This is a genomic window from Salmonella sp. JXY0409-18 (assembly GCF_020268625.1).
Taxonomy (GTDB): Bacteria; Pseudomonadota; Gammaproteobacteria; order Enterobacterales; family Enterobacteriaceae; genus Salmonella; species Salmonella enterica.
Genome location: NZ_CP084216.1, coordinates 327,259 through 339,964, shown reverse-complemented (window position 1 = coordinate 339,964; position 12,706 = coordinate 327,259). Strand labels below are relative to the sequence as shown.

At 55.5% G+C, this 12,706-nt stretch carries 9 protein-coding genes and 1 pseudogene; 1 reads left to right on the top strand and 9 read right to left on the bottom strand.

Annotation, left to right across the window (positions count from 1 at the left end):
- Positions 1–11: 11 nt before the first annotated feature.
- The 5 genes from glgA to asd all read right to left on the bottom strand — a co-directional run bounded on the left by glgA (position 12) and on the right by asd (position 8,398).
- Positions 12–1,445: a glycogen synthase GlgA gene (gene glgA / locus LDB27_RS01550; RefSeq protein WP_001197669.1), complete on the bottom strand. Its 1,434-nt coding sequence runs from the start codon at positions 1,443–1,445 to the stop codon at positions 12–14.
- Positions 1,445–2,740, bottom strand: a complete 1,296-nt coding sequence (glgC, locus tag LDB27_RS01545) for a glucose-1-phosphate adenylyltransferase (protein ID WP_000253995.1) — start codon at positions 2,738–2,740, stop codon at positions 1,445–1,447. Before glgC ends, glgA begins: the two co-directional genes overlap by 1 nt.
- A gap of 14 nt (positions 2,741–2,754) precedes the next feature.
- Positions 2,755–4,731 carry a glycogen debranching protein GlgX gene (glgX, locus tag LDB27_RS01540; RefSeq protein WP_000192478.1) on the bottom strand — a complete coding sequence of 659 codons (1,977 nt, stop codon included), beginning with the start codon at positions 4,729–4,731 and terminating at the stop codon, positions 2,755–2,757.
- Complete coding sequence (gene glgB, locus LDB27_RS01535; RefSeq protein ID WP_000098550.1) at positions 4,728–6,914, bottom strand: 1,4-alpha-glucan branching enzyme; 2,187 nt, start codon at positions 6,912–6,914, stop codon at positions 4,728–4,730. The genes glgX and glgB overlap by 4 nt, the downstream gene beginning before the upstream one ends.
- Before the next feature lie 377 nt (positions 6,915–7,291).
- Complete coding sequence (asd, locus tag LDB27_RS01530) at positions 7,292–8,398, bottom strand: aspartate-semialdehyde dehydrogenase (RefSeq protein ID WP_000799940.1); 1,107 nt, start codon at positions 8,396–8,398, stop codon at positions 7,292–7,294.
- Positions 8,399–8,524: 126 nt separating this feature from the next.
- On the opposite strand from asd, the pseudogene LDB27_RS01525 reads away from it, so the two are divergent.
- Positions 8,525–8,899: pseudogene (locus LDB27_RS01525) on the top strand (MarC family protein); the annotation flags it as partial.
- Here LDB27_RS01525 and gntU read toward each other — a convergent pair.
- The 4 genes from gntU to LDB27_RS01505 all read right to left on the bottom strand — a co-directional run bounded on the left by gntU (position 8,822) and on the right by LDB27_RS01505 (position 12,651).
- On the bottom strand, positions 8,822–10,162 hold the full coding sequence (gene gntU, locus LDB27_RS01520; RefSeq protein ID WP_000105950.1) for a gluconate transporter: 1,341 nt from the start codon (positions 10,160–10,162) through the stop codon (positions 8,822–8,824). The pseudogene LDB27_RS01525 and the gene gntU sit on opposite strands and share 78 nt — an antisense overlap.
- A complete protein-coding gene (gntK, locus tag LDB27_RS01515; protein ID WP_000108342.1) occupies positions 10,159–10,692 on the bottom strand; it encodes a gluconokinase in 534 nt (177 codons plus the stop codon). Before gntK ends, gntU begins: the two co-directional genes overlap by 4 nt.
- Before the next feature lie 138 nt (positions 10,693–10,830).
- The gene (gene gntR, locus LDB27_RS01510) at positions 10,831–11,826 is read right to left on the bottom strand and encodes a gluconate operon transcriptional repressor GntR (protein ID WP_000730239.1); all 996 of its coding nucleotides are present in this window, start codon (positions 11,824–11,826) and stop codon (positions 10,831–10,833) included.
- Between the two features lie 129 nt (positions 11,827–11,955).
- Complete coding sequence (locus tag LDB27_RS01505) at positions 11,956–12,651, bottom strand: pirin family protein (protein WP_000639793.1); 696 nt, start codon at positions 12,649–12,651, stop codon at positions 11,956–11,958.
- Positions 12,652–12,706: the final 55 nt, after the last annotated feature.

Below are 12,706 nucleotides of genomic sequence, written 5' to 3'. Positions count from 1 at the left end.
TTCCTGGATGACTATTTCAAGCGATAGTACAGCTCGCGGTATGATTTCGCGGCAACTTGCCAGCTAAAATCCATCGCCATCGCCTGCCGTTGTACAAACCGCCAAAGCGAAGGCCGTGACCACAACACAAAAGCACGCCGAATCGCGCGTAGCAACGACCAGGCGTTACTGTCTTCGAAGACAAAACCGCTGGCGATACCGTCCGCCAGATTTTCCAGCGAACTGTCGGAGACCGTATCGGCCAACCCCCCGGTACGCCGCACCAGAGGCAGCGTGCCATACTTTAAGCCATATAACTGCGTTAAGCCGCACGGTTCGAAACGACTGGGCACCAGAATGACGTCCGCGCCGCCCATAATGCGATGCGAGAAAGCTTCGTGATAGCCGATCTGTACGCCAACCTGCCCTGGGTGTTCCGCCGCCGCCGCGAGGAACCCTTCCTGAAGCACCGGATCGCCCGCGCCGAGTAGCGCCAACTGCCCGCCCTGCTCCAGCAGCCCCGGTAACGCCTCCAGCACCAGATCCAGACCTTTCTGGTTGGTCAGACGGCTTACCACGGCGAACAGCGGCACTTTGTCGTTAACCTTCAACCCCATCGCAATTTGTAGCTGACGTTTGTTTTCCGCCTTCTCTTCCAGGGTATCGCGCGTGTAGCGCGACGCCAGCAGCAGATCGGATTCCGGGTTCCAGATTTTCTCATCCACGCCGTTCAGTATGCCGGACAAGCGCCCTTCCAGATGACGCTGGCGCAGCAGGCCTTCCATACCATAAGCAAACTGCGGTTCGGTAATTTCACGCGCATAGGTCGGGCTCACCGCCGTAATATGGTCGGCATAGTACAAACCGGCCTTCAAAAAGGAGAGTTGTCCGTTGAACTCCAGCCCATGCATATTAAAGAATGACCACGGCAGTTCGATGTCATCCATATGCTTTGCATAAAACATGCCTTGATAGGCCAGGTTGTGTACGGTAAAGACCGATTTCGCCGGCCGCCCGCGCGCTGCCAGATAGGCGGGCGCCAGCCCGGCGTGCCAGTCATGGGCGTGCACCACGTCGGGGCGCCAGAATGGATCAAGTCCGCAGGCCATTTCACAGCCGACCCACCCTAACAGGGCAAAGCGCAGCACGTTATCGGTATAGGCATATAAATTCGTATCGTGATAGGGACTGCCTGGACGCTCGTACAGATGCGGCGCGTCGATCAGATAAATGCCCACGCCGTTATAATGCCCGAACAGCAGCGATATCTTACCTGCGAAAGTATCGCGGCGGCTCACCACATGCGCGTCGGGTATCCCCCGACGGATATCGGGAAACCCTGGAAGCAGAACGCGAACATCAACACCATCCGCAATTTGTGCCGCAGGCAACGCGCCTATCACATCCGCCAGACCCCCAGTCTTCAGCAGGGGGAACATCTCTGAACATACATGTAAAACCTGCATTATCGCTCCTGTTTGACCTGCAGTTTGCGCAGCATTTCACGCGTGACCAGTACAATACCTTCTTCTGAACGGTAGAAACGACGAGCGTCCTCTTCCGCATTTTCACCAATCACCATGCCTTCCGGGATAATACAGGCACGGTCAATAACACAGCGACGTAAACGGCAGGAGCGCCCTACCCAAACCTCAGGTAACAACACTGCCGAATCAATATTACAAAAAGAATTTATTCTCACCCGTGGGAAGAGCACAGATTGCACCACCACCGAACCGGAGATAATGCAGCCGCCGGAGACCAGCGAGTTCAGCGTCATACCGTGGCTACCGGAGCGGTCCTGCACGAATTTCGCAGGCGGTAGCGATTCCATATGCGTACGGATAGGCCAGTTCTGGTCATACATATCCAGCTCCGGCGTCACCGAGGCTAAATCCAGGTTCGCCTTCCAGTAAGCTTCCAGCGTACCTACATCGCGCCAGTACGGTTCGGCTTGTGGATCGGACTGCACGCAGGAGAGCGGGAAAGGATGCGCGTAAGCCATACCTTCGCGGGTGATTTTGGGGATAATGTCTTTACCGAAATCGTGGCTGGAAGCGTCATCTTTATCGTCTGCCGCCAGCAACTCATACAGGTAATCGGCGTCAAAAACGTAAATGCCCATACTGGCCAGCGATTTGCTGGCGTCACCAGGCATTGCGGGGGGATTCGCCGGCTTTTCGACAAAATCAATAATCTTGTCGCTTTCATCGACCGCCATCACGCCGAACGCCGTCGCTTCTTTGATCGGCACCGGCATACAGGCCACCGTGCAACGTGCGCCCTTTTCAACGTGATCGATCAACATACGCGAGTAGTCCTGCTTGTAGATATGATCGCCTGCCAGGATGACGACATATTCCGCTTTATAGCGACGAATAATATCCAGGTTCTGGGTCACCGCGTCTGCCGTGCCGCGATACCAGTTTTCGCCCTTCATACGCTGTTGGGCTGGCAGCAGATCGACAAATTCGTTCATCTCTTCGCTAAACAGTGACCAGCCGCGCTGAATATGCTGCACCAGCGTATGGGACTGATACTGAGTGATCACGCCGATACGGCGAATCCCGGAGTTCAGACAATTAGATAAGGCGAAATCGATGATGCGGAACTTCCCACCAAAGTGGACGGCTGGTTTGGCGCGTTTGTTCGTTAAATCTTTTAGACGCGTGCCGCGGCCGCCGGCCAGGATTAGGGCAACAGATTTCAGTGGCAGCTGGCGCGCCAACATTACACGATCGTTCTTCTCTAAACTCACCATGATTAACTCCTTTTTTATCCTCTCTGGAACACACACAGTCCATGCGCAGGTCCCTGCCAGACCGCCGTTATCACCGGATTATCCTCTCCAGCGAATGGGGGAACGGCGCGCCATTCCCCTTCGGGTAAAACTATATCTGTCACCTCAAGCGTGGCATTTATCGCAATCAGAAAACGGTCCGACAACAGAATTTGCATCAGCTTAGGCCCGTTTTGCCACTCATCCGCACTCAAGGGTTGCGCGTTTTTATTCAGCCAACGCACGTTGCCATCGCCTTCTTCCCACCAGCTATTGCCGGTTAAAGCCGGTATCTGCTGACGCAAACGAATCAGCGCGGCGGTAAACGTGGTTAACCCACGGTTTGCCTGCTGCCAGTCCAGCCAGGTTAAGGCATTATCCTGACAGTAGGCGTTATTGTTGCCGTGCTGGCTATGGCCATGTTCATCGCCTGCCAGCAGCATCGGCGTTCCCTGAGAGAGCAGTAGCGTCGCCAGCAGGGCATGAATGCTGTCGCGCCGCCGCTCCATTAAATCAAGCGGACCGCCTAATCCTTCTTTACCATGATTGTCGCTGTAATTGCTGTTGGTGCCGTCGCGATTTTCCTCACCGTTCGCCTCATTGTGTTTCTGATTGAAACAGACGCAGTCCCGGAGCGTAAAACCGTCATGCGCCGTGAGCAGATTGACAGAGGCGCCGGGCGTGCGGCCATTGCGTTTAAACACATCGCTGGAAGCGGCGAAACGACAGGCAAATTCCCCCGTCGTCAGGTTACGCGGCAACCAGAATCGGCGGGCCGCATCGCGAAAATGATCGTTCCACTCGGCAAACGGTGGCGGAAAATTCCCGACCTGATAGCCGCCCTCGCCAATATCCCACGGTTCAGCAATCAGCTTGACCGTTGATAACACAGGACACGCTTTAATCGCGGCGAACAGCGGCGCATCCTGGCGAAACGTCGGCGTGCGCCCCATGACGGACGCCAAATCAAAACGAAAACCATCGACATGACAGGTTTCCACCCAATAGCGCAAACACTCGCACGCGTATTCCACCACGCCAGGATGGCTTAAATTGAGCGTGTTGCCGCACCCCGTCCAGTTGTGATAATCGCCATCGTCCCTTATCCAATAATAGCTACGGTTATCAATTCCGCGCAGGGAGAAGGTTGGACCGTCCAGATCCAGCTCGGCGCTATGGTTTAATACGATGTCCAGAATGACCTCAATCCCCGCGCGATGCAGCGCCTTCACCGCGTCGCGAAACTCGTCCAGCGCCGTCTCGGGCGAACTGGCCCAGGCGGGATGCAGCGCGAACATCGCCATCGGGTTATAACCCCAATAATTGGTCAGTCCCATACGTTGCAGGCGCGGCTCGCTGGCAAACTGCGCCACCGGCAACAGTTCCAGCGCCGTAATGCCAAGCTGTTTGAAATACGCCACCATGACCGGATGACCGAGCGCTTTATAGGTGCCGCGTATCTCCTGGGGGAGTTCCGGATGCAGGTAGGTAAGCCCTTTGACATGCGCTTCATAGATGACCGTTTTTCCCCACGGCGTGCGCGGCGCGGCGTCATCTTCCCAGTCATAATGGTCGCTGATTATCACGCTTTTCGGCGCCACCGCCGCGTTATCGCGGTAATCCGGTTCATCGTGTCCGCCGTGCAACAGCGGATGATCTTTTAGTTCGCCCTCCACCCGGCGCGCATAAGGATCAAGCAGTAACTTCGCCGGATTAAACCGATGCCCCTGCGCTGGCTGCCACGGGCCATGTACGCGATAGCCATAGCGCAAACCAGGCCTGGCGCCTGCCAGATAACCATGCCAGACATCGCCGCGACGTCCTGGCAGGTCATAGCGGCGCTCATTCCCTCGGGAATCAAAAACGCACAGCTCTACGCGCTCCGCATGGGCGGAAAAGAGCGTGAAATTCACGCCATGACCGTCATACGTTGCGCCATGCGGCGTTGCTTCGCCGATCGCAAGCTGCGTCATTCCCCCTCCCGCATCAGCCAGATCGTCGCCAACGGCGGTAACGTCAGGCTAAGAGAGTGCTGACGGCCATGGCTTTCGATCTCATCGCTGTGCACCACGCCGCCGTTGCCGGTGTTGCTACCGTGATAATGCATCGAATCAGTATTGAGAATTTCACGCCAGCGTCCCGGCTGGTTGATGCCAAAACGGTAGTCGTGGCGAGGAACGGGCGTAAAGTTGCTGGCGATGATGATCTCGTTACCGGCTTTATCACGGCGTACAAAAATCAGTACCGAGCGTTCATTGTCATCGACCACCAGCCACTCAAAGCCGTAAGCATCAAAATCCAGCTCATGCAACGCTTTATGGTGGCGATAGGTGTGGTTGAGATCGCGTACCAGACGCTGAACCCCGTGGTGCCAGTTATCGCCCCCCTCCAGCAAGTGCCAGTCGAGGCTGGCGTCATGGTTCCACTCGCGTCCCTGGGCAAACTCATTCCCCATAAACAGCAGTTTCTTGCCGGGGAAGGCCCACATCCAGCCATAGTAGGCGCGCAGGTTGGCGAATTTTTGCCACGCATCGCCCGGCATACGATCGAGAATGGATTTCTTGCCGTGAACCACCTCATCGTGCGACAGCGGCAGAACAAAGTTTTCGGTATGGTTGTACAACATACCAAAGGTCAGCTTGTCGTGATGATACTGGCGGTACACTGGGTCCAGCTTCATATAGTCCAGCGTGTCGTGCATCCAGCCCAGGTTCCACTTGTACCAGAACCCCAGGCCGCCCGTTTCCGGTGGACGCGTCACGCCAGAGAAGTCTGTCGACTCTTCCGCCATGCTGACCGCGCCGGGCACCTGCTCGCCAATAATGCGGTTGGTATTACGCAGAAACTCAATGGCTTCCAGGTTTTCACGACCGCCGAACTCGTTCGGTATCCACTCGCCCTCTTTGCGGCTGTAGTCGCGGTAGATCATAGAGGCCACCGCATCGACACGCAGCGCATCAATCCCAAAACGCTCCATCCAGTACAGGGCGTTACCCACCAGATAATTACTGACTTCACGACGACCATAGTTGTAGATCAGCGTATTCCAGTCCTGGTGATAGCCCTCGCGCGGGTCGCTGTGCTCATAGAGGTGGGTGCCGTCAAACTCCGCGAGGCTAAATTCATCGGACGGGAAATGGCCCGGCACCCAGTCGAGAATGACGTTAAGGCCCGCCGCATGGGCCGCATTGATGAAATAGCGGAAGTCGTCCCGCGTACCAAAGCGGCGGGTCGGCGCGTAGAGGCCGGTCGGCTGGTAGCCCCAACTGCCGTCAAACGGATGTTCGTTGACCGGCAAGAGTTCAAGGTGCGTAAAGCCCATCCATTTGGCGTAAGGCACAAGCTGATCCGCCAGCTCACGATAGCTCAGCCAGAAATTGTTATCCGTATGGCGGCGCCATGAACCTAAATGCACCTCATAAATCGAGATCGGCGCATCAAACTGATTGGCTTTTTGTCGTTCTTCGCTTGGCGTCACTTTCTCCGGCAGTCCGCAAATCATCGACGCCGTTTCCGGACGCATCTGCGCCTCAAAAGCATAGGGATCGGCTTTAATGCGCAGATTACCATTCGCATCAAGCAGCTCGAATTTATACAGTTGTCCATTATGCGCGCCGGGGATAAACAGCTCCCAAATACCGCTCTCTTTGCGCAGACGCATCGGGTGGCGACGCCCATCCCAATAGTTGAATTGCCCGACAACCGAAACGCGACGAGCATTAGGCGCCCAGACGGAGAAACGGGTGCCGGTGACGCCATCCATCGTATCGGCGTGCGCGCCCAGCGTTTCATAAGGACGCAGGTGGGTGCCTTCCGACAATAGCCAGGCATCCATTTCCTGTATTAATGGACCAAAACGGTAAGGATCGTCGATGAGGTTCTGCTGTCCGTGCCAGGTCACGGCGAGCTGATAGCGAAAGAAATTTTTACGTCGGGGTAAAACGCCGCAGAAAAAACCGCGAGCGTCGAGGCATTCCAGTTTGCCGACTTTACGTCCGGTTTTGGGTTCAATCACCCATACGTCGGTGGCGTCAGGTAATAGGGCGCGGACTTCTAGTCCGGCTTGGGTCTGGTGCATTCCGAGTACGGAAAAAGGGTCCGCAAAATGTCCTGCAATTAGCGCATTAATCACGTCTCTATCGATACGACTGGACATGGTTTGTCATCCTGTTTTGTGGCGTCACTCCATCTCACTGAATTCAACATCAGGTAGTGACACTTCTTTGACCTGAACGGCGCAGCACACTATGCATCCTATCTGCGTCGTCCTACCTTCAGGTTAGGCTTAATACCCGTGGGATTAAGCTACCCTTAAAGAATAGCCAATGCTCTGCTTAACTCCTGATAAAAATGAAACATCTGCGTTTACTCCTGTATTACGCAAAAAAAAGGGTGACGATGCACCCTACATATCAATCTGACGTCTGCTTGCCGACTACACCTTATCTGGCGGATATTGCTGGATGGTGGCGCTGACACGCCTTATCCGGCCTACAGAACCACACGCAGGCCCGATAAGCGCTGCAATAGCTACTACGCCAACTGGCGCAGCATTCGACGCAGCGGCTCGGCGGCGCCCCATAACAACTGGTCGCCTACGGTAAACGCCGACAAGAACTCTGGCCCCATGTTCAGCTTACGCAGACGACCAACCGGCGTAGTCAACGTGCCGGTCACCGCCGCCGGGGTTAATTCGCGCATAGTGATATCACGATCGTTCGGCACCACTTTCGCCCACGGATTATGTGCCGCCAGCAGTTCTTCCACCGTCGGAATGGATACCTCTTTTTTCAGCTTGATGGTGAACGCCTGGCTGTGACAGCGCAGCGCGCCGACGCGCACACACAAACCATCAACCGGGATCACAGAGGCGGTATTGAGGATCTTGTTGGTTTCCGCCTGGCCTTTCCACTCTTCGCGGCTTTGGCCGTTATCGAGCTGTTTGTCGATCCAGGGAATCAGGCTTCCCGCCAGCGGTACGCCAAAGTTATCCACCGGCAGCTCGCCGCTGCGGGTCAATGCCGTAACTTTGCGTTCAATATCAAGAATTGCGGAAGACGGCGTCGCCAGTTCATCGGCGACATGGCCATACAACTGACCCATTTGGGTTAACAGCTCGCGCATATGGCGCGCGCCGCCGCCGGAGGCGGCCTGATAGGTCGCGACGGATACCCAGTCAACGAGATTATGGGCAAAGAGACCGCCCAGCGACATCAACATCAGGCTAACGGTACAGTTACCGCCCACAAAGGTCTTCACGCCATTGTTCAGGCCGTCGGTAATCACGTCCTGGTTGACCGGGTCGAGAATAATAATGGCATCATCTTTCATGCGCAGCGTAGAAGCCGCGTCAATCCAGTAACCTTGCCATCCGCTTTCGCGCAGCTTTGGATAAATTTCGTTGGTATAATCGCCGCCCTGGCAGGTCACGATGATATCGAGCGCTTTTAGCGCATCCAGATCAAAAGCGTCCTGTAGCGTGCCGGTGGAGGTGTCGCCGAAGGTGGGCGCCGCCTGTCCAAACTGGGAGGTAGAAAAGAAAACAGGGCGAATAGCGTCGAAATCGCGCTCCTCTACCATGCGTTGCATGAGAACAGAGCCGACCATTCCGCGCCAGCCGATAAAACCAACATTTTTCATAGCGTTTTTTTCCTGCAAAGAGATGTGCTGTGTATGCGCGCCAGTATCCTGTGGCGCATCCTTCACCATACAAAAAGCAGCCAAAGTCGCAAGTGAAATTAATCAATGATAGCGAAGCCATCAGTAATGCGACTTATCCTGCCTTACCGCGCAAGCAGAAAGTCCAGTGGCGATTATCAGGGAATTTGCGTTAGGAAGGGAATCATTTCCGTCGCTGTTTTATTGATCCTAATTATGGATCAGCGTAGAAATTTGCCTGCTTTTATGCGCGTACTGAAACATGGCGAGGCAAAATGTCGTTGGGCGATTGCCATGCACACCTCAATAAAAAAACCGGGTAGCGATTACGCCTTACCCAGCTTACGGTGTCGATATGTGCCCGTTTCCAGGCCCGGTAAGCACAGCGCCACCGGGCAACAAGACTCAGCTCAGCAGTTGGAAAGCAATCATTCCGACAATCGCGCCGACCGTGCCGAGGATAGTTTCCATCATCGTCCAGGTCTTCAGCGTCTGCGCTTCGGTCGCGCCGGTAAATTTACCGAACAGCCAGAAGCCGGCGTCGTTAACATGAGAAACCACAATTGAACCGCCGGCGATACAGATAGAGAGCGCCGCCATCTGCGCGCCGGAGAAATTCAGTTGCTCAATGACCGGCATCACCAGACCGACCGCGGTTAAACACGCCACGGTCGCGGAACCCTGAATGATGCGCACCGCCGCCGCCAGCACAAAGCAGGTAATGGCAATCGGCAGCCCCATGCCGGTTAACGCTTCGCCCAGCGCCGGGCCGACGCCGGAGTCAACCAGTACCTGTTTGAACACCCCGCCTGCGCCAATCACCAGCAGAATAATGCCCGCCGGTTGCAGCGCGTGGCCGCAGATTTCCATCACTTTGTCTTTCGGCATCCCCTGACGCATCGCCAGGCCGTAAATCGCTACCAGACAAGCGACCAGAATCGCAGTGAAGGGGTGGCCGATAAACTCAAACCATTCGTAAGCGGTGGAACCTTCCGGCACAAAACGCGCGGCGATCGTTTTCAGTCCTACCAGCACCAACGGCAGCAGGATCAGCGACAGGCTGAAGCCGAAAGAAGGCATTTTGCCTTCGCCCAGATGCGGCTCGGTAATGTCGTCAGGAATACGTAGCTCAACGTAGCGGCTGATAAAATTCCCCCACAGCGGCCCGGCGATAATCATGCCAGGAATGGCGGCGCACAGCCCAATCAGGATCATCCAGCCGAAATCAGCATGCATCTGAGAAGCCAGCAGCATCGGCGCAGGCCCAGGCAACAAAAACGCCGCGGCTGCCGCCACGCCCGCAAACAGCGGAATGACCAGCTTCACCAGGTTTGTGCCGGTATGACGCGCCATTGAGAACGCCACGCTTATCAGCAGCACAATCGCCACTTCAAAGAACAGCGGGAGCGCGCAAATCAAGCCGGCCAGGCCAATCGCATAGTGCGCGCGGTTATGGCCAAAGGATTTAAGCATCTTGACGGCTATCTGATCGACCGCGCCGGTTTCATGCAGAATTTTACCGAACATCGCCCCCAGCGCGACCACAATCGCCAGGAAGCCCAGCGTGCCGCCCATCCCTTTTTCCATGGTCGCGGCGATTTTATCAAGCGGCATCCCTGAAAAAAGCCCCGCGCCCATTGAGACGACCATTAACGCGACGAAGGCGTGCATACGCGCCTTCATCACGAGAAACAGCAGCAGTAAGACGGAACCGACGGCGGTTAAAACCAGTGTTAATGTACTCACAGCGTACTGCCTTTATTGATGACCTCAATGGTGCTCGCCACGACGCCTTCCAGCGGCTGGTCGATATCCACCACCAGAACATCGCGTTCGTCGGCACCCGGCTCTTGCAGCGTTTCAAACTGCGTCACCAGCATCTGGGTTTTGAAGAAATGACCTTTGCGCGCTTTCAGACGGCTTTCAATGACGTCGAAATCACCTTTCAGATAGATAAAGGAGAGGTTCGGGTTTCCCTCGCGCAGCAGGTCGCGATAGTGTTTTTTCAGTGCGGAACAGACGATCAGCGAGATTTTATTGGTACGCTGCATCGCGAAAGCGGCGTCGTTCAGCGCCTGCAACCACGGTTTGCGGTCATCATCATTCAACGGCTCGCCGGAGGCCATTTTTTCAATATTGCAGCGCGGATGCAGAAAATCGCCGTCCAGAAACGCGGCATGAAGCTGATGCGCCACGGCGCTTGCGACAGCGGATTTACCGCTGCCTGATACGCCCATCAGAACGTAAACGTGGTGATCATGATTAGTCGTGCTCAAAGCGGGCCCCCACTCTACAAGTTGCAAAATTTGTTACGGGTAACTGTTATCGGTAACATTGTCCAACCGCACCATTCACGACGCAATGACCATTCGTGCCAAAAGTGAATAAGTGTGAGCTACTTCAAAGTTGTCAGACTAAATAGATCCGCCCGGTGACAAGGTGAAACCTAAATCTAACATTTTCGGCGTGACCGTTTCGCCGCGAATGCGGGCCAACAGACGTTCCGCGCCAATGCTGCCCATTCGCTCGCGCGGCGTCAGGACGCTTGCCAGACGCGGTTCCATCACCTGGCCGATGTCATGACCGTGGAACCCGGCGATCGCCATGTCGTCCGGGATTTTTAGCCCCAGGCGCTGGCATTCGAAGGCCGCCCCCACCGCCAGGTCATCGTTGGTGCAAAAAATACCGTCAAGCTGTGGGTATTCGCGTCGCGCCTGGCGCATGAGTTCGATACCGGAAGAGTAGGATGAAGATTGCTCCATCATCACACTGTAAGGAACCAGGCCTGCGTCCCGCATCGCCTGTTCATAACCCTTCTGCTTGATGATAGTACGTTCGTCGAGGCGCGCCCCCAGATAGGCGATATGACGATGACCGCGCGCGATAATCGCGGCGGTCATCTGGCGCGCGGCCTCGAAGTTGTCAAAACCAACGGCAATATCGAGACACGGCGACTGGCTGTCCATCAGTTCCACCACCGGAATCCCGGCGACTTCGATCATTTTTAAGGTGCGCGGCGTATGGGTACGCTCAGTGAGGATCAGGCCGTCGATATTCCAGGAGAGCATCGATTCCAGGCGCTCCTGCTCCATCTCCGGTTTATAGCCGTAGTGCGCCAGCATGGTTTGATAACCATGCGCGTCGGTGACAGCCTCAATGCCGCGTAACACTTCCGCAAAGACCTGGTTGGTTAAAGACGGCAGCAGAACGCCAATGGCGCGGCTGGTGGCGTTGGAAAGAATGTCAGGCGCGCGATTAGGAATGTACCCGAGCTCATCAAGCGCAGCCGCAATTTTACCCCGCAGCGCGACGGAGACCTGCTCCGGATTACGCAAAAAACGGCTGACCGTCATTTTGGTCACGCCCACACGGTCGGCCACATCCTGAAGTACGGGTCTTTTCTTTTTCATCGTCCTGAAAGGTATAAAAGGGATAGATTTGCCCAGTTTACCACGGACGTGCGGAATTAATGACAAACGATGAAAAGCCGGATGGCAACGCTTTCGCGTCTTATCCGGCCTACAAAAGGTTACAGCACGTTAGACTGGCGGCAAGTCAAACAACAACACTTCGCTGTCGCTGTCGGCATGAATCGAGATTGCCTGCTCATCCCAAATCGCCAGGCCGTCGCTGGTCGTCGCTTTGGTACCGTTAATGGTCACGTTACCTTTTACCACCTGGATCCAGACGCGGCGTTCAGCGGCAATCTGATGCACCGACTGTTCATCTTTGAGCAGCGCCCAGCGGTACAGCTCCATATCCTGGTGGACCTTCAGCGAACCATCGCGAGCATCTGGCGAAAGCACCAGTTGCTTGCCCTGCGCGGCGTCGAAGCGACGCTGTTCGTAGCGCGGCGTGATGCCGGTTTCTTGCGGAATGACCCAGATCTGATACAGCCGCAGACGATCCGTTTTGCTCGGGTTGTACTCGGAGTGGCGAACGCCGGTCCCGGCGCTCATAATCTGGAATTCACCGGCCGGAACCTGTTCTTTATTGCCCATACTGTCCTGGTGTTCTACGGCACCTTCCAGCACATAGGTCAAAATTTCCATGTCTTTATGCGGATGCGTGCCGAACCCCTGGCCTGCGTCGATCACATCGTCGTTAATCACACGCAGCGCCGAGAACCCCATAAAGTTCGGATCGTAATAATCGGCAAAAGAAAAAGTATGCCAGGAGTCAAGCCAGCCATGATTCGCATGACCGCGGTCGTTTGCTTTGCGTAAGTAGATCATTGTATTCACCCCCAGATGTTTTCGATGGAATAAGTGTGGACTCATTCCGTCCGGG

Coding starts and splice junctions, on each gene's coding strand:
- glgA (WP_001197669.1), bottom strand. CDS start 1,445: ATGCAGGTTTTACATGTATGTTCAGAGATGTTCCCCCTGCTGAAGACT.
- glgC (WP_000253995.1), bottom strand. CDS start 2,740: ATGGTGAGTTTAGAGAAGAACGATCGTGTAATGTTGGCGCGCCAGCTG.
- glgX (WP_000192478.1), bottom strand. CDS start 4,731: ATGACGCAGCTTGCGATCGGCGAAGCAACGCCGCATGGCGCAACGTAT.
- glgB (WP_000098550.1), bottom strand. CDS start 6,914: ATGTCCAGTCGTATCGATAGAGACGTGATTAATGCGCTAATTGCAGGA.
- asd (WP_000799940.1), bottom strand. CDS start 8,398: ATGAAAAATGTTGGTTTTATCGGCTGGCGCGGAATGGTCGGCTCTGTT.
- gntR (WP_000730239.1), bottom strand. CDS start 11,826: ATGAAAAAGAAAAGACCCGTACTTCAGGATGTGGCCGACCGTGTGGGC.
- LDB27_RS01505 (WP_000639793.1), bottom strand. CDS start 12,651: ATGATCTACTTACGCAAAGCAAACGACCGCGGTCATGCGAATCATGGC.